General features: G+C 62.9%; 17 protein-coding genes and 1 tRNA gene. 11 read left to right on the top strand and 7 right to left on the bottom strand.

What is annotated here, in order from left to right; translation table 11 throughout:
* The first annotated feature begins 41 nt into the window (after positions 1–41).
* The 5 genes from U5A65_RS34735 to crcB all read left to right on the top strand — a co-directional run bounded on the left by U5A65_RS34735 (position 42) and on the right by crcB (position 5,955).
* The gene (locus U5A65_RS34735; protein ID WP_321949114.1) at positions 42–2,024 is read left to right on the top strand and encodes a primary-amine oxidase; all 1,983 of its coding nucleotides are present in this window, start codon (positions 42–44) and stop codon (positions 2,022–2,024) included.
* A gap of 7 nt (positions 2,025–2,031) precedes the next feature.
* Positions 2,032–3,012 (top strand): hypothetical protein, encoded by a 981-nt coding sequence (locus tag U5A65_RS34730; protein ID WP_321949113.1) that lies wholly within the window; start codon positions 2,032–2,034, stop codon positions 3,010–3,012.
* Between the two features lie 48 nt (positions 3,013–3,060).
* On the top strand, positions 3,061–4,539 hold the full coding sequence (styD, locus tag U5A65_RS34725; RefSeq protein ID WP_415766158.1) for a phenylacetaldehyde dehydrogenase StyD: 1,479 nt from the start codon (positions 3,061–3,063) through the stop codon (positions 4,537–4,539).
* Between the two features lie 120 nt (positions 4,540–4,659).
* Positions 4,660–5,406 carry an SDR family oxidoreductase gene (locus tag U5A65_RS34720; RefSeq protein WP_321949112.1) on the top strand — a complete coding sequence of 249 codons (747 nt, stop codon included), beginning with the start codon at positions 4,660–4,662 and terminating at the stop codon, positions 5,404–5,406.
* Between the two features lie 168 nt (positions 5,407–5,574).
* Positions 5,575–5,955 carry a fluoride efflux transporter CrcB gene (gene crcB / locus U5A65_RS34715; RefSeq protein WP_321912362.1) on the top strand — a complete coding sequence of 127 codons (381 nt, stop codon included), beginning with the start codon at positions 5,575–5,577 and terminating at the stop codon, positions 5,953–5,955.
* Between the two features lie 67 nt (positions 5,956–6,022).
* Here crcB and cfa read toward each other — a convergent pair whose 3' ends face one another.
* Complete coding sequence (cfa, locus tag U5A65_RS34710; RefSeq protein WP_321936070.1) at positions 6,023–7,186, bottom strand: cyclopropane fatty acyl phospholipid synthase; 1,164 nt, start codon at positions 7,184–7,186, stop codon at positions 6,023–6,025.
* A 235-nt stretch (positions 7,187–7,421) separates the two neighbouring features.
* Between cfa and U5A65_RS34705 the strand changes: the two genes are divergently transcribed.
* On the top strand, positions 7,422–7,838 hold the full coding sequence (locus U5A65_RS34705; protein ID WP_321949111.1) for an HIT family protein: 417 nt from the start codon (positions 7,422–7,424) through the stop codon (positions 7,836–7,838).
* A gap of 20 nt (positions 7,839–7,858) precedes the next feature.
* Here U5A65_RS34705 and U5A65_RS34700 read toward each other — a convergent pair whose 3' ends face one another.
* On the bottom strand, positions 7,859–8,530 hold the full coding sequence (locus U5A65_RS34700) for a nitroreductase (RefSeq protein ID WP_321912366.1): 672 nt from the start codon (positions 8,528–8,530) through the stop codon (positions 7,859–7,861).
* Between the two features lie 86 nt (positions 8,531–8,616).
* Positions 8,617–9,822 (bottom strand): porin, encoded by a 1,206-nt coding sequence (locus tag U5A65_RS34695; protein WP_321949110.1) that lies wholly within the window; start codon positions 9,820–9,822, stop codon positions 8,617–8,619.
* Positions 9,823–10,042: 220 nt separating this feature from the next.
* On the opposite strand from U5A65_RS34695, the gene U5A65_RS34690 reads away from it, so the two are divergent.
* The 3 genes from U5A65_RS34690 (at position 10,043) to U5A65_RS34680 (ending at position 13,900) form a co-directional block, all read left to right on the top strand.
* A tRNA-Ser gene (locus U5A65_RS34690) sits at positions 10,043–10,133 on the top strand.
* A gap of 744 nt (positions 10,134–10,877) precedes the next feature.
* Complete coding sequence (locus U5A65_RS34685) at positions 10,878–12,836, top strand: hypothetical protein (protein WP_321949109.1); 1,959 nt, start codon at positions 10,878–10,880, stop codon at positions 12,834–12,836.
* 98 nt (positions 12,837–12,934) lie between these two features.
* Positions 12,935–13,900 carry a T6SS immunity protein Tli4 family protein gene (locus tag U5A65_RS34680; protein WP_321949108.1) on the top strand — a complete coding sequence of 322 codons (966 nt, stop codon included), beginning with the start codon at positions 12,935–12,937 and terminating at the stop codon, positions 13,898–13,900.
* Between the two features lie 408 nt (positions 13,901–14,308).
* Here U5A65_RS34680 and U5A65_RS34675 read toward each other — a convergent pair whose 3' ends face one another.
* The 4 genes from U5A65_RS34675 to acs form a co-directional block, all read right to left on the bottom strand.
* Positions 14,309–14,638, bottom strand: a complete 330-nt coding sequence (locus U5A65_RS34675) for an Arm DNA-binding domain-containing protein (protein WP_321949107.1) — start codon at positions 14,636–14,638, stop codon at positions 14,309–14,311.
* 431 nt (positions 14,639–15,069) lie between these two features.
* Positions 15,070–17,088 (bottom strand): sodium:solute symporter family protein, encoded by a 2,019-nt coding sequence (locus U5A65_RS34670; protein ID WP_321949106.1) that lies wholly within the window; start codon positions 17,086–17,088, stop codon positions 15,070–15,072.
* The gene (locus tag U5A65_RS34665; protein WP_321912372.1) at positions 17,085–17,450 is read right to left on the bottom strand and encodes a DUF4212 domain-containing protein; all 366 of its coding nucleotides are present in this window, start codon (positions 17,448–17,450) and stop codon (positions 17,085–17,087) included. The genes U5A65_RS34670 and U5A65_RS34665 overlap by 4 nt, the downstream gene beginning before the upstream one ends.
* Positions 17,451–17,550: 100 nt before the next feature.
* Complete coding sequence (gene acs / locus U5A65_RS34660; RefSeq protein WP_321912374.1) at positions 17,551–19,533, bottom strand: acetate--CoA ligase; 1,983 nt, start codon at positions 19,531–19,533, stop codon at positions 17,551–17,553.
* A 356-nt stretch (positions 19,534–19,889) separates the two neighbouring features.
* On the opposite strand from acs, the gene U5A65_RS34655 reads away from it, so the two are divergent.
* Together U5A65_RS34655 and U5A65_RS34650 are read left to right on the top strand one after the other, a co-directional pair.
* Positions 19,890–20,783: a DMT family transporter gene (locus U5A65_RS34655; RefSeq protein ID WP_321912376.1), complete on the top strand. Its 894-nt coding sequence runs from the start codon at positions 19,890–19,892 to the stop codon at positions 20,781–20,783.
* Positions 20,784–20,959: 176 nt separating this feature from the next.
* Positions 20,960–21,604, top strand: a complete 645-nt coding sequence (locus tag U5A65_RS34650; RefSeq protein ID WP_321912378.1) for a TIGR00645 family protein — start codon at positions 20,960–20,962, stop codon at positions 21,602–21,604.
* Positions 21,605–21,626: the final 22 nt, after the last annotated feature.

The following is a 21,626-nucleotide window of genomic DNA, read 5'->3' as shown; positions in this document are numbered from 1 at the left end:
CCCTGCCCTGTTGCGCCCAACGTCATCCTTACGAAATGCTTATGAACACGAAACCGAACGCGCATCCGCTCGACCCATTGAGCCTCGCCGAAATGCAGCTTGCCTGTGACATCGTGAAAGCCGCCGAGCAGCTCGATGAATATGGGCGCTTTCCCGTTACCGAACTGCATGAACCGCCCAAGGCGGAAGTGCTCGCCTACAAACCCGGCGAGTACTATTCGCGCCGCGCCTTTGTCATCGCGATCGACCGCACGCGCAGCCAGACGCTCGAATTCGTCGTGGACCTGCGCGAGAAAAAAGTGGAATCGCGCAAGGCGCTCGCACTGCAAAGCGCGCCCTATGGCCAGCCGCCCGTGATGATCGAAGACTTCATGAATGCGGAGCGCATCGTGAAGGAAGACACTGCGTGGCGCGCGGCCGTCAAGAAGCGCGGCCTCACCGACGACGATCTCGAGCGTGTGCAAGTCGATCCGTTCTCCGCAGGCGCCTTCGACCGCCCTAACGAAAACGGCCGCCGCCTCGTGCGCTGCGTGAGCTACTACCGCGAGTCGTTGACCGACAATGGCTATGCGCACCCCATCGAAGGCGTCGTCGCCGTGGTGGACCTGCTGGCGCACAAGGTGATCGAGCTGATCGACGACGGCCGTATCATCCCCATCCCGCGCGCCAAGCACAACTACGACACGCCGAGCCTCGGCGAGCCGCGCACCACCGTCAAGCCGCTCTCCATCAGCCAGCCCGAAGGGCCGAGCTTTACGATAGACGGCTGGCAGGTTAGTTGGCAGAACTGGAAATTCCGCGTGGGCTTCACGCCGCGTGAAGGGCTCGTGCTGCACCAGATCACCTGGGACGACGGCAAGAGCGCGCCGCGCCCGATCGTGTACCGCGCGAGCGTGACCGAGATGTGCGTGCCCTACTCGGACCCCACCACGAACCACTACTGGAAAAGCGCGTTCGACGCGGGTGAATACGGACTCGGCAAGCTCGCGAACCAGCTCGAACTGGGCTGCGATTGCCTTGGCACGATCCGCTATTTCGACATTCCTTCCGCCGACGATTTCGGCAACGGCTTCACCATGAAGAACGCCGTGTGCCTGCACGAAGAAGATTACGGCACGCTCTGGAAGCACTACGAATTCCGCACCGGCGTGTTCGAGATGCGCCGCTCGCGCCGCCTCGTCATCTCGTTCTTCGCGACCGTGGGCAACTACGACTACGGCTTTTACTGGTACTTCTATCAGGACGGCACGATCCAGCTCGAATGCAAGCTCACGGGCATCATCCAGACTTCGGCGGTGGCAGACGGCGACACGTACCCGTGGGGCGGCATGGTCACGGAAAACCTGGGCGGCCCGACGCATCAGCACTTCTTCAACGCGCGCCTGCACATGATGGTGGATGGCGAGAAGAACTCCGTGACCGAGCACGAATTCGTGCCGCTTGCGATGGGCGCGGAGAATCCGTACGGCAACGTGTTCGATACGACCAAACGCGTGCTCAAGACCGAGCAGGAAGCGGCGCGCAACGCCAACGGTCAGACCGGGCGCTTCTGGAAAGTCGTGAATCCGAACGTGAAAAACCGCGTGGGCGCGAATCCGGGCTACAAGCTCATCGTCAACGACTCGCCGCTCATGCTCGCCGATCCCAACTCGAAGGTGCGCCAGCGCGGCGGCTTCGCCACGCGCCACGTGTGGGTCACGCCGTACGACACGACGCAGCGCTACGCGAGCGGCGATTACCCGAACCAGCACGCGGGCGGCGACGGCCTGCCGCGCTACATCGAGGCGAACCGCAACGTGGAGAACGAGGACATCGTGCTGTGGCACAGCTTCGGCCACACGCACGTGTGCAAGCCCGAGGATTTCCCCGTGATGCCGGTGGAGTATGCGGGCTTCATGCTCAAGCCCAATAACTTCTTCTACGGCAATGCGGCGATGGACCTGCCGGGCGGGCGCGATCCGCACAGCGTGCAGGACGGCGCACCTGCGCCCGAAGCGAAATCGTGCTGCCACAGCAAGCAGTGAGCACGCAATGATGCCGCGCGAGCGCCGCCTTGCTGTGATGCACGTGGCACGGCTCTTGTGCCTCTGGGCGGCGATCACAGGCGGCGCAAGCGCGCTTGCCGCAGGCATCATGAGCGCGGCGATGCAGGCCGGCGCATCGTTCGCCACATTCGCCGCAAGCGCAATTGCCTTGCTTTCGATGGCCCTGCTGCCCGGCGTGCTGGCACGCTGCTTCGTTACGCGCGCCACCGTACCGGTCGCGAGCGCACTCGCACTCACGATGGCGGCAATGGGCGAAGGCGCGCGTGCCGGCGCGACGGGGGCACAGACGCCGCTCATACTGGGCGGCGCAGCCCTGATCGCCGCAGCGTGCCTGCACTTGCGGCGTACAGGTGAGAACGCCGCAAGCTCGACGCATAGGCACGCAACGACGCCAGCGTGGCGCAACGGCATGCTGCTCGTTGCACCCGCGCTGCTTGCCGGGCTTTCGAGCGGTGTGCTCGCGCGCTTCCAGTTCTTCGCGCTGTGCGGCGGCGCTGCGGTTTCCGTCACACAGGTCGCGATCTCGCTCGCCGTGGTGGGCGTCGCAGGCTGGCTCGCCGAGCGCGTCGATTACCGGCGCGCGCTGCTAGCGCTCTTCGTATTGCGCGGCGCGTTGCTCACCGCGTTCACGATAGATTCGCTTGCACCGTGGGCCGCGCTCGCTGCGCCCGCTTTCGCCGTGCTCGACTATCTGACGCTCCCCACGCTCATGCGCGGCGGGCGAGCGACCCGCGCATCGGGTGCCGGCTGCCCGGGCCTCGCCCACCATGCCGGCATGCTGGCAGGCGCGGCGCTCGCCACCACGTCATGGGGCTTTGGACAAGGGTTCTACGTGCTGTTTCTCGTTGGGGGCGCGCTCAATCTTGCATGCGCATACGCATTCGCGGCCCCGCGCCGATTCCGCACGCGTACCCACTACTCCGCTTCAGCCGCACTCGCGGCGGGCAGCACGATCGACTTACGCTGAAACCACCACCCAAATACGTTCGCATTACTACCTAAACCAGGAGACGGTATGGACCGCCAGGACTTCACGCACACGATCCGCACGCAGATGTTCGTTGACGGACGTTTTAGCGAAAGCGGCAACGGCCGCACGTTCGCCGTATTCAATCCCGCCACCGGCGCCGAGATCGCGCAGGTGCCCGACGCCAGCGACGCCGACATCGACGCAGCCGTCACGGCCGCGCGCCGCGCTTTCGAAGCCGATACGTGGCGAAGCATGCCGCCGGCCGCGCGCGAGCGCCTGCTGCTCAAGCTCGCCGATCTCGTGGAGCAGCACGGCGACGAACTCGCGGCGCTCGAAACGCTCAATCAGGGCAAGCTGCTGGGCTTTTCGAAGATGCTCGAAGTAGGCGGCAGCGTGCAATGGCTGCGCTATATGGCCGGATGGGCGACCAAGATCGAGGGCAGCACCGTGGATCTCTCGCTCGCGTTCCCGCCCGGCGTGCGCTACAACGCCTCCACGCGGCGCGTGCCCGCAGGCGTGGTCGCCGCGATCGTGCCGTGGAATTTCCCGCTGCTGATGGCGGTCTGGAAGATCGCGCCTGCTCTCGCCTGCGGCTGCACCGTGGTGCTCAAGCCCGCCGAGGAAACACCGCTCACGGCCATACGTCTCGCCGAACTTGCACACGAAGCCGGCTTTCCGCCGGGCGTATTCAACGTCGTCACGGGCCAGGGCGAAACGGCAGGCGCGGCGCTGGTGCGCCATGCGCAGGTGGACAAGGTCACCTTCACGGGCTCGACCGAAGTGGGCCGCATCATCGGCAAGCAATGCGCAAGCGACCTCAAACGCGTGTCGCTGGAACTGGGCGGCAAGAGCCCCGTGATCGTGCTCGACGACTGCGATCCGCAGCGGGCGATCGAAGGCGCGGCCGGCGCGATCTTCTTCAATCACGGCCAGGTGTGTACGGCTGGCTCGCGCCTGTATCTGCCGCGCGCGCGTTACGAGCAGATCGTCGATGGCATCGCACACGTTGCGCGCGCAACGGTACTCGGCTCGGGCTTCGACGCGGCCACGCAGATGGGCCCGCTCGTTTCGGCGCGCCATCGCGCCAAGGTTGCGGGAATGATCGCGCAGGGACGCGCCGAAGGCGGCGACATCGTGGCGGGCGGCGGCGACGGCAATCGCCCCGGCTACTTCATCGAGCCCACCGTGATCTCGAACGCGGCGAACAAGCCGCTTACCGTCGTGCACGAAGAAGTGTTCGGGCCGGTGCTCGTCGCCATGCCGTACGACGATGTCGAGGAAGCCATCGCGGCGGCGAATGCTTCCGAGTACGGTCTTGGCGCCAGCGTCTGGACCAACCAGCTCGACCAGGCTTTGCGTGTGGTGGATGGCGTTCAGGCAGGCACGGTATGGGTGAACACGCACAACATGGTCGATCCGGCGCTGCCCTTCGGCGGCTTCAAGGCCTCGGGCATTGGCCGCGAGCATGGCCGCGCGATCATCGACGCGTACACGGAGACCAAATCCGTCTGCATCGCCTATTGAGCGCCGCCGTGCATTGTTAATCGAAATGGAATGATGAAACCCGGCGGCAAGCAATGATCGCCGCCGCGGTTTCATTCATGATCGATCCCGTCCACATCACTCACGAGAAGGGTTCCGATCATGAACGCATCCGCGAACGCGAGCGGCGTCGCCATCGTCACGGGCGCCTCGCGCGGCATAGGCGCCGCCATTGCCGAACGCCTCGCACGCGACGGTTACGCCGTCGTCATCAACTACGCCTCGCGCAGCGCCGAAGCCGAAGCGCTGGTCGCGAAAATCGCGGCGCAAGGCGGTCGCGCCATCGCTGTGCAAGCGAACATCGCGAAGGCCGACGAAGTGCGGCGGCTCTTCGAAACCACAGCAGAAACGCTGGGCCAGCCCACGTTGCTGGTGAATAACGCAGGCATCATGAAAACGGTCACCGTTGCGGAATCGACCGACGCACTCTACGACGAAACCTTCGACATCAACGTACGCGGCACGCTCAACACGCTGCGCGAAGCGGCGACGAAACTCGCGGACGGCGGCCGCGTGGTCAACTTCTCGACCTCCGTGCTCGCGATGAACCTGCCCGGCTACGCGCTCTATACGGCAAGCAAGGCCGCTGTGGAGACGATCACGCGCGTGTTCGCACGTGAATTGCGCGGACGCTCCATTTGCGTGAACGCGGTCGCGCCGGGGCCGGTGGCGACGGAATTGTTCCTCAGCGGCAAGACCGAAGAGCAGGTCCAGCATTTCGCGAACATGCCGCCGCTTCAGCGCCTCGGGCAACCTGACGACATTGCGAGTGTCGTGTCGTTTCTCGCCGGGCCGGACGGCGGCTGGGTCAACGGCCAGGTGCTGCGTGCGAACGGCGGGATCGTCTGACGCACCGCCCTGCAATGGTTCGAGACAGAACCAGGTCTGAGGATAAAGCGCCATGGCATGGAACCGCCGGTCTCGGCCGGTGCTACACTCCGTGCTCGAAAGCGGTAGAAAAACAGAGCCGGCGGGATGGCGCGCCGGCGCATATTGCGCCCTCAACCACTCCAGACCATGTATCTGTCCATCCTCGCCGTCGGCATTGGCGGCGCGCTCGGTTCGCTGCTGCGCTGGGTTCTCGGGCTGCGTCTGAATGCCCTCTACCCTGAGCTGCCGCTCGGCACGCTCGCGTCGAACGTCATCGCGGGCTATGTGATCGGCGTCGCAGTCGCGTACTTCGGACGCATGCCGCAGCTTTCCGCCGAATGGCGCCTCTTCGTGATCACGGGCCTTATGGGCGGGCTCTCCACGTTCTCGACCTTCTCAGCAGAAGTCGTTTCGCATCTGCAGCACGGACGTTTCGGCTGGGCCGCGGGCGAAATCGCCATACACGTATGCGCCTCGGTCATCATGACGATCCTTGGCATTGCAACGGTCTCGGCACTGATTCGCTGATGCGCAAAGCAAACGGCCGCGTTCGCCATTCGCGCAACGCGGCCGCATGGGTGATGCGACGGAAAGATCAGGCAGGACGCTGATAGCCGCCCAGCAAGCCGTTCTTCGAAAACACCCACTGCCACAACTGGATATCGCGCGCGCGGAATGCCCCGGCGCACGACAGCAGGTAGTAACGCCACATGCGGTAGAACCGCTCGCCCATCTGCGCCTTGAACCGCGGCCACGCTGCCTCGAAATTCGCATGCCACGCCATGAGCGTGCGATCGTAGTCGGCGCCGAAGTTATGCAGGTCCTCGGTCACGAAGAGGCCGCCCGAAGCGTCGGCGATCTGGCCGATAGTCGGCAGCATGCCGTTCGGGAAGATGTATTTGTCGACCCACGGGTCGGGCGTGGTGTCGCGGCGGTTCTTGCCAATGGTGTGCAGTACGAAGAGACCGTCGTCGGCAAGACAGCGCTGTGCGACTTCCATATAGGTGCGATAGTTCTTCGGGCCCACATGCTCGAACATGCCCACGCTCGCGATGCGGTCGAACTTCTCGTCGAGCAACCGGTAGTCCTGCAAACGGAATTCGACGGGCAGATCCTTGCAGCGCTCGGCGCCGAGCGCGGCCTGCTCCTTCGAGATCGTCACGCCCACGCACGACACGCCATAGTTTTCGGCCGCGAATTTCATGAGGCTGCCCCAGCCACACCCAATGTCGAGCAGGCGCATACCGGGCTTCAGACCCAGCTTGCGGCAGATGAGATCGAGCTTCGCGTCCTGCGCCTCATCGAGTGTCTTCGCGCCGCCCGACCAGTAGCCGCAGGTATAGGCCATGTGCTTGTCGAGCATCGCCTCGTAGAACTCGTTGCCGATATCGTAGTGCTGCTGGCCCACCTTCCATGCCCGGCGCACGGTCTGGCGGTTCATGAGGCGCGCTTTGAGCGCGTAGAAGACGAGACGGGAGGGATCGATCTGGTCATCCAGATGCGCGCGCAACACATGTGCGAAGAATTCGTCGAGTTGCTCGCAGTCCCACTGGCCGTCCATGTAGGCCTCGCCAAGGCCCAGGTTGCCTAGCGCCAGCACGCGCTCGGGCACCTGCGGGTCATGGATGCGCATGTCCCACGGCCGGGTGCCGTTGAATTTGACGTCTGCGCGCGCCAATAGCTGGGCTATAAAGCGCCAGGCCCCCGATACGGCGGCCTCACGAACGGGATGAGCTGCTTCGAGATCAGTCGTTGCCATACGTGCTCCATGTCGGCTGGAGTCGGGTCCTTGGTACCTGGCTCCCATGCCATTCAAGAGGTTGCAATCAAGACATTCGTCGTCGCGCGCGCTGCGAGAAACTCTATGATGCACCTACTTCAAAAAACGTGCAGGAACACGCACAGCCCATACAGGGCGGGCCATAATCGCAAACTCGACAAAACCCATCGCCCGGACGCTGGCAAACAGCGCGCCTGAACTGGAGAAACCCACCATGGCCTATGACGACAAAAATATCTTCGCCCGCATCCTGCGCGGCGAAGCGCCCTGCATCAAGGTGTATGAAGACGACGCGACGCTCGCGATCATGGACGTCATGCCGCAATCCGAAGGCCACTTGCTCGTGCTGCCGAAGGAAGGCGCTGAATTGATTTACGATCTTTCGCCGGAAGCCGGTGCCGCTGCGATGGCGACGGTGCAAAAGATGGCGGCTGCGCTGCGCAAGGTACTTGCACCCGAAGGCCTGTTGATCGCGCAGTTCAACGGCGCCGCCGCCGGACAGACAGTACCGCACGTGCACTTTCATCTGATTCCGCGCCGCGCGGGCGAAGAACTGCGCCCGCACGCACGTGAAATGGCCGACATGGCGCAGCTCGAAGCGCTCGCCGCGCGCATTCGCGCAGCACTGTAAGCGATATGTATTATTAAAGCTTAAATGCCGTCGAATTGAACGAATTCGTCGAGCGGTGCGCGCGCCGAGCGCCACTGGTTAATAGGCGCGCGCGTGTCTTCATGACCGATCGCCATGCCGCAGAACACCATGCGTTCGCGCGGCAAGGCGAGAAACTCGCCAACGCTTTGCGCGTAGCGCGCCCAGCATTCCTGCGCGCAACTATGCAGACCGGCTTCGCGCAGGAGCAGCATCACCGTCTGCAGGAACATGCCGAGATCGGCCCATTGCGGCGGCCCCATCTGACGATCCACGGTGCAAAAGAGCGCGAGCGGCGCGTCGAAAAACGCGTAGTTGCGCGCAAACTGACGCAACCGGCCCGGCCGGTCCTCACGAGCGACGTCGATGCTTCGGTAGAGATCCTCGCCCACCTGATAACGACGCTCGCGATACGGCGAACCCAGGTCGCGCGGATACACGTCGTACTCCATCGGCTCGCCCGCAGGCGCCTGCGCAATGCGATCGGCCATGATCGACTTGAGCTTCGCGAGCGATTCGCCGCCCACGACATGAACGTGCCACGGTTGCAGATTACCGCCAGAGGGTGCGCGCGCAGCGGTATCGAGCACGCGGCGAATGACGGCGGGGTCCACCGGATCGGGCAAAAACTGACGCACGGACTTGCGGCTGGTAACGGCTTCGCTGACCTTCAAGCAGGTTCTCCTCGGGGGATCGACGAAGCATTATCGGCGATCCCCCGCGCGGCTGCCGACGCTGGCCGCAGGTACGCGTGCTGGCGTCAGAACTTGTGACGGATCCCCACCACGACGAGCGCCTGATTGTCGGCGCCCGAACTCACGCCGAAGTCGCCGATCGATGCCTGCGCAACGATGCTGGAGCCATTCGTGCTGAGCGTGTGGCCGCTCGCCTTCTGGTAACCGGCGAGCGCATAGAGATCGGTGCGTCTGGAAAGCGAGTAGTCGCTACCCAGGTTCACCTGGTTGTAGTGCGCCGACGAGGGGCCGGTGAGCGATGTGTAGTTGTAGCCCGCGCCCGCACGCAGCGCCGGTGTGATCTGATAGTTCAGGAACGCCGAGCCGCTGTTGAATTTTGCGGTTTGGTGGAAAGTTGAGTACGCATCGTTTGCGTATTGCGTGTTCGACCAGGCCAGCCCGAAGCTCAATGCGCCCACCGCATAGCTGCCGCCCGCGCGCACGATCTGGATGGAGCTTGCGCTCGCGAAGCCCTGGTTGATGACCGTGTTGAAGAGACTGTCCGAACTGCTCGTCCACGTGCGCACGCCGGAAGTGAGCGTGCTGCCGCCGTTGGCGAAGAAGTAGCCGGCCGCGAGCGAGAGCGGGCCGTTCGAGTATGCGGCGCCGAAGCTGTAGGTCTGGCCGCTGCCGGTGGCGCCGGCTACGCCGCCGAAGGCGTACAACGCTTCGAACTGCAGCCCGGCGACAAGCGGGCTCGCGTACTTGACCGAGTTGCTCACGCGCAGGCTGTTGTCGTAGTTGTCGAGGTCGCCTGGCGTGCCGAACACACCGCCGAATGGACCGTCGGCGGTAAGCGGCTGCACGAGATCGACGAGCGGATCGTACTGGCGGCCGAGCGTGAGCGTGCCCCACGTCGTGCTGGCGAGACCGACGATGGCCTTGCGCCCGAATTCGCGGCTGCCCTGCCCGAGCGCGCCGGTGCCCACGTTGAAGCCGTTTTCGAGCTGGAAGATGGCGGCGAGGCCATTGCCGAGATCCTCGGTGCCGCGCAAGCCCCAGCGGCTGCCCGAGAGATTGCCGCTGCTGAACTTGACGAGCGTGGACTGGTTCTGGCCGCTCTTGCTCTGGGCATTGTGCACGTAGGCGATGCCGGCGTCGACAATGCCGTACAGCGTGACGCTGCTTTGTGCGTGAGCGGTGGTGGCGAGTGTCGCGCAAGTTGCGGCGAAGGCGAGCGCGAGCGCAGCGGTTAGCGGGCGGCGTGAGAGGGCGGCGTTTTTGTTGTTCATGCAGGGCGTTCCGTTGCGTGTGGTGGTGGTCGCTGCGCGGTCCTTGCGAGGCGGCTGCAAGGCCGGTGCGGCAACGTTACGGAAAGCCCGGGAAGCGGGGAACGAACGAATTCTGCGTTGCTTAGCGGGGTCGGCGGTCTTTGCAAAGCGCAGATCGTGCCAGCTTCTGCGCGAGCGCTTTCCTCCCGCGCGCGGACTCTGCTATAATTCGCCTCCCGCCGGAGAGATGGATGAGCGGTTTAAGTCGCACGCCTGGAAAGCGTGTATAGGTTAATAGCCTATCGGGGGTTCGAATCCCCCTCTCTCCGCCAGAACAGAACACCAAAACCCCGTAAGTGCAAAGACTTACGGGGTTTTTGTTTTTTCTGGCCCTTCAATTAGCCCATCGGTAAGCGTAAACTCGCTGCCGTTCATATCCGTAGCCATCCGTTGAAATTCATCTTTCTCTTGCCATACAAGCAGGCAGCGAGGGGACGACGATGGACGGACGGAAACCGGTGAATCGCTGGAGGAAATCGCGGCCGGTCTGAAAGCCCATGGCTTAAGCGAGCTTTACAACGCCTGTCTCGACGGTATCGACGATGCCATGCGCCGCTATCCGTACGGCGGCCTTTCGGGCTGGAAACGCTATTGGACGCGACGATCAGGCGCGGAGCAGTTGTGTCCGCGAACTACGATTCACGGGACCCCGACTATGAGCCTGATCGCGTGAGATGGATGCGCGAGCCGTTCATCTCGGCGCTGAGGGCAGCCGGTCTACCTTGTCCCGATTCACTCAACGAGCCGCCGCTCTATCAACCGCGAACGACTCCTCGCCGCCGTGTGTCGCAGATTTGCGTCGCTCAGCGACGAGAGCCGCACGGTTTCGCCGCGTGAATTCAAAGCGCGCATGGAAGACATGGGGGCGCGGTACGAGGAGACCATGCACGAGCGCATCTACCGTGGCGTGCGGTTCGACGTCGCCACCGAATGCGTCAACAAATCGCAAGCATGACGGCCATCACGCCTATGAGACTACTTAGCTACGAGATTGCAAAACCTGTCTGAGGTGGAGCATGTACGCTAACGTAAAGTGCGACGGCGAACGCGCGCCACGTAACTACCGCGAACAGACGGACGAAGAACTAACAGAAATCATTCTGGCGAGCAAGGCTCGCCAAGCCACGGCAAAGATCCCACATAGGGAGGTGCTGGCCACGAGGACTTCAGCCAGCCGCATTGCTCGCGATCAATCCTTTGTGATTTTCGGACTGACACCTCTTGAAGCGCCGTCCCCTGAAGGGCTATTAACGAGGACGGACCTGAAAATGGTCCTGCATCGCGGCCACTCTTCCCCATGCAGACCGAATGCATCAGGCCGCGCGTGCCGCCAGAACCCGCCTGAGCGCGTCGCTCGCAAATGGGAGAAGCCTGCATTGGCTACACAAGAACGCACCATCCAGCAGAAGATTGCCGACGACGGATCAGTTCACTATTCATCCGTCACTTCGGCGCCTGACGACAGTACAGCAGTCTGTTACATGGTCCCACACAGGGTTATTCCTGTGGTCTTCGTGCCTGGCGTGATGGGAACGAATCTGGCGAAAAAAGACAGCAATCCGCCCGAGCCAGTTTGGCTGCTTGACGACAACACGACAATTGGGCCGTGGATGATGAAAGGGGCGGCAGATCGCAAACGGATTCTCGACCCAGACAAGACTCAAGTTTTTTGTGGTGGCCGGATTCCGCCCGGCACAGCACAGACCGAAGACGAATTGCGTCGTCGCGGATGGGGTGAGGTTGCGTACAAGAGCTATGGCGAGTGGCTGGTGTGGCTCGAAAACGCACTGAACGATGCGAACGCGGGCACGGACTATGGTCGAAAGGGCTTGCGGGAGAGCCTCTGCCATATCGTTACGCCCGGTCTCGAAAAGTTGGAGCGCGACGAGGTGGCGCTCTCGTATAAGTATCAGTTCCCCGTGCACGCAGTGGGCTACAACTGGCTGCAATCGAACGCTGTATCAGCGGCCCGACTCGCTTCCCGTATTGATGAAATTACGGCCTGGTACCGCAAGCAGTTCAACTACCGGTGCGACAGAGTAATTCTCGTCACCCACTCAATGGGCGGACTGGTGGCCCGCTACTACTCGGAAGTCATGGGCAAGCGCGATGCGGTGCTGGGCATCGTGCACGGCGTGATGCCCGCTACGGGTGCGGCGGCAACCTACAAGCGAATGAAGACTGGCACAGAAGGCGCGGGGGTTGTCGGTACTCTGACGGCTTTTGCATTGGGACCGAACGCGGCCACCATGACCGCGGTGGTTGGCAACGCACCCGGCCCGTTGCAACTGTTGCCGAGTCGCGACTACGGCATGGGATGGCTCAGGATCAGGGACAGCGAACGGTTTGTTGCGCTACCTCAGGCAGACAAGGCCGGCAAGGTCGATCCCTACAGCCAGATCTATACGGTGCGTGGTACCTGGTGGGGGCTATGCGATGACCAGTTGCTCAACCCGCTCGACACCGGAAAGAAGGCCATCGATCAGAATTGGAAGACGTTCGCGGACCTAATACTGGACGACGTTCAGCCATTTCACGACGATATCAGCGGGAAGTATCACGCCAACACCTACGCGTTCTATGGTGACGATGAGAAACACCTGGCGTACGGCAACGTCACATGGACGCAGCAAACGCCGCCGCTGCTGCGCGGTGGTGTTCCGTCGACGGCTAACCTGCTTGGAACACGCGGCAGCGACGACCCGGCGACCGGCGGTCAACTGGTCGCGACGACACAGGACGGCAAGCCCACGGTTTCCAATTTCGTCCTGCGGGATGCCGAAGAGCATGGGGATGGTACGGTGCCCGTTCGCTCGGGCCGTGCGCTTGGCCAGCAGGTGCGCGCCTGTACGGCCTTTGCAGGTATCGACCACGAAGGGGCATACAAGTTGGACGCGACGCGGCGTTTCACCCTTCACGCCATTACGCGCATTGCGCAGAATCTGAAAGGCACGACGCTGGACTACAAGGCATGAGGGGCCTACGCACAACATTGACCGTCGCCAGCCTGCTATCTGTCGTTGCCGCGTGCGATCACAGACCGCCACCGTTGAGCCAACAGGAAAAGAAAATCGTGACTGAACTGACAGCAAACTTGAAGACGCGGTGTGTGGGCCGCTATCTGGTCGATATTCCGGAGGATGCACTGGAATACGGCTACGCCAAGATTGGGGGCGTCGATATCGAAGCCAAGGCGATGACCGAAGACGCCTGGCTGCAGGAAGTTGCTCAGCGTGAGGCGGCGTTGAAAGCAACGAAGAGCCGGGATGCGTATCCATTCCTATATGCGACAGGTAACCCGCGGGGGGAAAAAACCTACTACTTCATCCATCGCGGAACGATCTATGAGGCCCCAAACAGACGCTATATCGAGGGCTACAAGTGGGATCGGGGTTATCGCTTCCTGCTGAAGGTAAAAACCTACGACTACACCAGACCGGATCGGAGTAGTGATCCCATTGTCAAACAGTTCGACGTGAAGAATGAGGTACCGGCAAAAACAAGTTTGGTTTTTGACTTGCTGGATAAATTGCGAGGTCGCGCCAAAGATGAAGTTCCGACAGAGCCGGGGATATGTTTCGCGGGCGGTTTCTTGCCCGGAAAAGCAACGGATGACCAGTACGTTAGCGGCGGATTTACATTGACGAATTATCCCGATGTTGCATTTGACGTATCGGTCGATACCGAGCCTCAGGGCAATACGTCGCTCTTGCAGCGCACCGACAGTCCCGAACTGCGCGCGATGCTTAAGGCGGCAGACGGTAGTGTTATCCGTAAGGGTACTGTGGGCCTGCCCGGTCTGAAAGCCGAGGAATGGCTAAGTGAGGGGCGCAGACCCGGCGGCGGACGCGGCGACTCATTCTCGCTCATGGTCAATGAAACCACGAGCGCGCCTTCGTCACCGTATTTCGCCCTCGACATGAATACCGGCGGGCAACTGGAGATTCAGGGAAAACTTGTCAAGCTCGACAAAGGCGAAGCCGTTGCACTGTGGGATAGCGTTTCGAGGACAGTACGGATCAGGCCGGGCTCGCTCTGAATTGGCAAATCACGAACAGACGCAAAATCAGTTAAATGAAAGTGATAATTTCCCGGACGTTTTGCTATGCGCTTTCGGCCTGGAAGTGTTTTCTGTGATCACACTCTTGGTGTGGAACCACAACACTATCTACCAGGGAGGCTGGCAGGACCTAGCCACCGGTTTGGCAGACATGGTCATTCTTGGAGGAGCCCTGCTTTATTCGTTCTTGTGGACCGTTACAGCGCTAATCAAACTCGTAATGTATAAGAGAACGGCTGAGCCCATTGCGGGCACCACGACCCGCTACGGATATGAAATAGCACTGCACTGCGTAGCCATGATCGCTCTCTCAATTGTGGTTAGTCGTTTGTAACGGTGACACTGCGCAGCGTGCTTTTCGTTCCGACGGCCCGGCTTAAGTTCTTCTCAGGCAGTGCGCGCCGCCTTCTCGAACGTGAGCGAGGCGGCGACGACGCTGGCGGCCTGCAGTCCGCGGTCGCGGTCGTCGATGGGGCCTTTGCCCTCGTCAATTGGTTTGCGCATCGCGAGCGCCTTGTCGCGCGCGTTGACAATTGAGATTTCGGGATAGAAGCCGTGACTCGCATCGCGCCGCTTGCCCGTTACGGGACTGGTAACGCGCAACGCCCACTTACTGCCCGATTTGCCGGGGATGAGCATCAAGCCTGTGATCTTGCCGTCGAACACCGGCTTGTCGCCAGATTGGAGCACCTTTGCCTGTCTGTCCGTAAGTGCCATTTCACTTCCCCGAACAAACGCCACTGTTTCGGGCCGTTTCTGGCTATTTTATGGCTTGACGCGCCACGTTTTCCGATGTGGCGGCGCGCAAATTTCTACCCCGGCCGCCAAAGCGATCCACCCACCGGCTACGCAGGATAGTCGCCCGCCCGGAACCCAATCTATTGGCGGACAAAAAGTGAATGACTTGATATCGCAGCGGTAGGCAATGGGTCTGCGATCGGCCACGCTGCGCTTCGTTGTGTGCTCAACGCGGGAAGCAAAGCCAAGCCGGCCCGATCAGCAGCAGAAAAAAGCGTCGGGCCAAGGCCCGACGCCGAATTCCCGCGTACTGCTTCGAGGACCGGCGCGGGAACGAGAGGACTTCAGTATCTCCTCTCCCGCGCATTGGCAAAGTGCTCGAACGCACACCCGCAATCACGTCCGTACCGTCACGGGTGCCGGATATAGTCCACCAACGCAAGCGTATAAGCGTCCGGCTTACGATCGAGCAAACTCACGCCAATCGCCACGAGAAATCCTGCGGGCACACCGAACACACCCGAACTGATAGGCTCGATGCCAAACCATCGCGGACCCACAAAGCCCGTAAGTTGCGTAAAGAACGGGTACGTCGAGACGATGTAATAGACGCACACGGTCAAGCCCGCAACCATGCCGGCCACCGCCCCCAACCGCGTCGTGCGCTTCCAGAACACGCCGAGCACGAGCACGGGAAAGAGACTCGAAGCCGCGAGTGAAAACGCCGCCCCCACCAGAAAAAGAATGTTGCCCGCGTTGAGCGACGCCACATACGAAGCGAACAGCGCCACGCCGAGCAGCAGGATCTTCGACATCGTCACGCGCCGCTGGCTCGACGCGTCCGGATCGACCATGTGGTAGTACACGTCGTGCGAAAGCACGTTCGAGATCGTGAGCAGCAGGCCGTCCGCAGTCGAAAGCGCCGCCGCGAGCGCGCCCGAAGCAATGAGCCCCGACATCACGTACGGCAGCCCCGCGATTTCCGGTGCAGCGAGCACGACCATGTCGGGCTGCATCTGAATATCGCTCCATCGCACCACGCCGTCGCCGTTCACATCCGCGATGCCGATGAGATACGGCTCGACGCGCCGCCACTGCATGACCCAATGCGGCAGATCGTCGAAGCGCTGCCCTACCAGATGCGTGAGGATCTCGAACTTGATCAGCACCGCGAGCACGGGCACGGTCAGATAAAAGAGCGCGACGAAGAAGAGCGTCCAGCCCACCGAGCGCCGCGCCGAGGCCACCGAAGTCGTCGTGTTGTAGCGCGTGAGGATGTGCGGCAGGCTCGCCGTGCCAAGCGACAGGCACAAGAGCAGCGAGAGGAAATTGCGTTGATGAATGCGCCGCTCCGCTTCGTCGGCGGCGGGGAACGGCTCGTTCATCGGCACGGGCGGCGTGGCGCGCTCGAGCAGGTCGTCGCGCTGGCGCGTCCACATCATGCGTGCGGCGTCCACGTCTCGCGGGAACGCGTTCAATTGACGCTCGAGCGAATCGATATCGCGCAGCGGACCGTTGTGGCGGCGCAGGTCCGCAAGCGACTCGACGAGGTGCGTCTTCTCCGCGACATACGACTGCGGCAGCGTGTCAAGGCGCGTCTGCCACTGCGCCGCGCCCTTGCGGTATGCGTCGCGCACGCTAGCCTCGGCACTCGCGCCGCGCACGTCGCGCTCGAGCGCTTCCACGCGCTGCATCACGTTGCCGTAGTCGGCTTGCGGCAGCCAGCCGAGGCCGTCGCGATGCGCGATCAGCGAGACTGGAATCAGGATGGCCGCAATCAGAATGATGTATTGCGCGACCTGGGTCCACGTGACGGCGCGCATGCCGCCGAGAAACGAGCACACGAGTATGCCCGCCAGCCCGCAAAAAATGCCGATGGCGAAATCCACGCCGATAAAGCGCGTGGCGATGAGCCCGACACCCTGGATCTGCGCGACGAGGTAGACGAACGAGCAGAGGATGGTCGCGAGCACGGCGAGCGCACGCACGAGGTTGCTCGAAAAGCGCGTGCCGAGGAAGTCGGGAATCGTATAGCGCGCGAGCTTGCGCACATACGGCGCGAGCAGGAAGGCGACGAGGCAGTAGCCGCCTGTCCAGCCCATCAGATACGCGAGGCCGTCGTAGCCGCTCGCGTAGAGCGAACCTGCGAGGCCGATGAACGACGCGGCGGAAAGCCAGTCTGCGGCCGTCGCCATGCCGTTGAAGAACGAGGGCACGCGCCGCCCGGCCACATAGTATTCGACGAGGTCGGACGTGCGCGAAAGCAGCCCGATCACCGCGTACACCGCGATCGGCACGAACAGGAACACGTAGCCGATCCACATACCGGGGCCGGTGGAAAGCTCGATGCGCCACATCACATAGACGAAGGCGAGAAACCCGAGCGTGTACAGCGCGTAGGAGCGGATTAGCCGGTGCGCGAGCTTCATCGTTGCTGGGCCCTGCTCGCCTCGCGTATGGCGGCGTCGGCTTCGCGCGCGGCTTGCAGCACGCGGTCGGCGCGCTGCATCAGCACGATATAGATCGTGACAAGCAGCACGTACAGCAGGATCGCGCCCTGTGCGCCCAGGTAGAACGGCAGGCTGAAACCCGCGAAACGCACGTTGGCGAGCGTGCGCGCAAAGAGCGGCGCGACGAACGAGACGAGAAAGCCGATCGTCATGAGCACGGCGATCAGCGCGACGTTGAAGCGCCAGTAGCGCCGATGCGCATGCGCCATCGCCTCGCTCACCGGAGGCGGCTCAGGCAAGGGATTGAGATTGTTCTGTGGTGTCGTGTGTGGCGCGGCCATGCGCCTGTGTAGCAAAAACGCGTATGGCCGGCAATCGGGGTCAATGCGGGGAGCAATGCGACGCGCGGCGCCAGGCAAGGCGCCGCGCGAACCTCAGCGTTTAGAGCGATTCGCCAAGCTGATCGAGAATCGCCGGGTTTTCCAGCGTGGAAACGTCCTGCGTGATCGCCTCGCCCTTCGCGAGCGAGCGCAGCAGGCGGCGCATGATCTTGCCCGAACGCGTCTTCGGCAGGTTTTCGCCGAAGCGGATGTCCTTCGGCTTCGCGATCGGGCCGATTTCCTTGCCCACCCAGGCGCGCAGATCGTTGGCGAGCTTCACGGCTTCGTCGCCTTGCGGACGCGTGGCCTTGAGCACCACGAACGCCACCACGGCTTCGCCGGTGGTGTCGTCGGGGCGGCCCACCACGGCGGCTTCGGCCACGAGCGGGTTCGCCACCAGCGCCGACTCGATCTCCATCGTGCCAAGGCGGTGCCCCGAGACGTTCAGCACGTCGTCGATACGGCCCATGATCGTGAAGTAGCCGGTGTCCTTGTCGCGCACGCTGCCGTCGCCCGCCAGATACAGCGTGCCGCCCAGTTCCTCGGGGAAGTAGCCCGACTTGTAGCGTTCCGGCTGCCCCCAGACGTTGCGGATCATCGACGGCCACGGGCGCTTGACGACGAGAATGCCGCCCTGCCCGTTCGGCACGTCCTGGCCGGTTTCGTCGACGATCGCGGCCATGATGCCTGGCAGCGGCAGCGTGCACGAGCCCGGTACGAGCGGCGTCGCGCCCGGCAGCGGCGTGATCATGTGGCCGCCCGTTTCGGTCTGCCACCACGTATCGACGATCGGGCAGCGCTTGCCGCCCACGTTTTCGTAGTACCACACCCACGCTTCGGGATTGATCGGCTCGCCAACCGTGCCGAGAATGCGCAGCGACGAAAGGTCGTAGCTCTTCGGGTGCACCTTCGCATCGGCTTCGGACATCTTGATGAGCGAGCGAATGGCGGTGGGCGCCGTGTAGAACACTGTGACCTTGTGCTTGGCGATCATGTCCCAGAAGCGGCCCGCGTTCGGGTACGTGGGCACGCCTTCGAACACCACCTGGGTCGCGCCGATCGAGAGCGGTCCATAAGCAATGTAGCTGTGGCCCGTGATCCAGCCGATGTCGGCCGTGCACCAGAACACGTCGCTCGGCTTGTAGTCGAAGGTCCACTTCATGGTTTGCGCGGCCCACAGCAAGTAGCCGCCCGTGCTGTGCTGCACGCCCTTCGGCTTGCCCGTCGAGCCCGACGTGTAGAGGATGAAGAGCGGGTGTTCCGCGCCCACGGGCACCGGCGCGCACGTGTCGCTCTCGGCCGCCGAGACTTCGTGCATCCAGTGGTCGCGGCCTTCGCGCCAGGCGACCTTGCCACCCGTGCGCTGGTACACGATCACGCTGTGCACCGCTTCACAGCCGCCCATGGCGAGCGCTTCGTCGGCGATGTTCTTCAGCGGCAGCGCCTTGCCGCCGCGCATCTGTTCGTCGGCGGTAATGAGCGCGACCGCGCCCACGTCGACCATGCGCTCGTTGAGCGACTTCGACGAGAAGCCGCCGAACACCACCGAGTGCGTCGCGCCAATACGTGCGCAGGCCTGCATGGCGACTACGCCTTCGACCGACATCGGCATGTAAATGACCACGCGGTCGCCCTTCTTCACGCCGCGTTTCTTCAGCGCATTGGCGAAGCGCGAGACGCGCGCAAGCAGGTCCTTGTAGGTGACGTTCGTGACGGTGCCGTCGTCGGCTTCGAAGACGATCGCGACGCGCTCGCCATTGCCCGCTTCGACGTGGCGGTCGAGGCTGTTGTACGAGGCGTTGAGTTCGCCGTCTTCGAACCACGTGTAGAACGGCGCTTTCGATTCGTCGAGCACCTTCGTGAACGGCTTTTGCCAGGTCAGCGTTTCACGCGCGAGGCGCGCCCAGAAGCCTTCGTAATCGCGTTCGGCTTCGGCGCACAGCGCCTTGTAGGCGTCCATGCCGGACACCGTGGCGCCAGCCACCGTTTGCTCGGAAGGCGCAAAGACGCGGCGTTCCTGAAGAACCGATTCAATCGCAGACATCGACAACCCCTTGGTGAAGATGAAACGTCAAACTCGTGGACACGCATGAGCATCTTCAATGCCCCTGCGCGCCGTCTCCGTGCGCCGCCGCCCATACGGGCGCGCGGCGCTATTGGCTTGCGCTGCAAGCCGCCATTGTGGCATTGCAGCATGCATGGGGGCGCGCTTCTGAGCACGACTCGCAGCACGAACGTGCGGCAAGACGATCGGCGCAAACCACCCATGCCGGCAAGATTAAGCGTAGCAACTTACCACCCACTTACGCGCGCACATGCAGGCATTGCAAGTCGCGCGCCATGGCACGCAAGTAAGCAGACATTTAGAATGCTAACTGAACTGCGCACCCGGATTCCAGCTTGAATCGCTATTACATGTTTCTCATTGCCTCGATGCTGCTCGTGGGCAGCAACGTCGGCATCGGCAAGTCGATCGTCGCCTTCATTCCTGTTCCACTCTTCGCGCTGCTGCGCTTCGTGGTCGCCCTCGCGGTGCTCGGCCCGCTGCTGCGCCGCTCCAAAATGCAACAGGTGAAGCGCGGCGAATGGGTCAATCTGTTCCTCCAGGCGCTCTTTGGGACATTCGGGTTTACGCTGCTGATGCTCGGCGGCGTGCATCGCACGAGCGCGGTCGCGGCCGGCGTCATCACGAGCACGATTCCCGCCGTGGTCGCCCTCTTCTCCTGGCTCTTCCTGCGCGAGCGCCCCGATGCGCGCGCGCTCGCCTCCATCGCGCTCGCCATTGCCGGCATCGCCGTCATCAATCTCGCACACGTGGGCGGCGGCGATACCGGCGCAAGCTCGTTCGTCGGCAACCTGATGGTGCTCGGCGCGGTGTGCTGCGAATCGCTCTATGTGATCCTGTCGCGCCGGCTCACCCAAACGCTCGCGCCACTCGACATCTGCGCATACACACACTTGTTCGGCTTTCTGCTGATGCTGCCCGTGGGACTGCCCGGCGCACTGTCGTTCGATTTTTCTGCCGTGCCCGCAGGCATCTGGTGGCTCGCGCTCTGGTACGGGCTTTCGGCGAGCGTGTTCTCGTTCTGTCTCTGGATGATGGGCATTCGCCACGTGCCGGGCAGTATCGCGGGCGTGTTTACCGCCGTGCTGCCCGTGGCGGCCGCTCTCTATGGCATCACGTTCCTTGGCGAGCGCCCCACACCCGCGCACGGCATTGCGCTCGCCTGCGTGGTAGCCGGCATCGGGCTCGCGAGCCTCAAGGCAAAGCGTCTGCCGACCGTGGTCTCATGAGCGCTGCGTAATCAGGTTGAAAGCATCGTAGCGGGCGCGGGCCTGTCGGAATCCCGGCGGGCCCCTCCTGCGACGCTGTACAATAGCGCCCGCCCGGCCCCTCGCGCGCGCCTTCTGGCCCCAACCAGACGACCTCGCCCCTGCGGCCCCGCCCGATTTCGCCACCGTGATTGCCCATGTCCGCCGCACGCCCCCAGCCGCCTTCCGCCGCCGCACCGGGTAAAGCCCGTCGCCGCATGCGTCCGCTGCCCAGCATCATCTTCATGAGCCGCTGGCTGCAGGTGCCGCTCTATCTGGGTCTGATCGTCGCGCAAGCCGTGTACTGCGTGCTGTTCCTCAAGGAGGTCTGGCACCTCGTGAGCCACGCCACCACACTCGACGAAACCAGCATCATGCTGGCCGTGCTCGGCCTGATCGACGTGGTGATGATCTCGAACCTGCTCATCATGGTGATCGTGGGCGGCTACGAGACTTTCGTCTCGCGCCTGAATCTCGAAGGCCATCCCGACGAGCCCGAATGGCTCGACCACGTGAACGCCGGCGTGCTGAAGGTCAAGCTCGCCATGGCGCTCATTAGCATTTCGTCGATCCACCTGCTCAAGACCTTCATCAATCCCGACGCGGCTTCGTCGCATACGGTGATGTGGCAGGTGATCATCCACGTGGCGTTCCTCGCTTCCGCGCTCGTGATGGCGTGGATCGACCGCATCACCACGCATACGCACCCCGAACACTATCAGGAGCTCGCCGCGCGCCATCCGGTGCCAGGCGGGCATGCGCTCGCGCGTCAGGCGGTTCCCGAAACCGCCGACGCAGACTGAACCGCGCTCGCTGTACATAAAT

Origin of the sequence: Paraburkholderia sp. J10-1 (assembly GCF_905220165.1) — a bacterium.
GTDB lineage: Bacteria > Pseudomonadota > Gammaproteobacteria > Burkholderiales > Burkholderiaceae > Paraburkholderia.
This window is presented reverse-complemented; position numbering and strand designations above follow the sequence as displayed.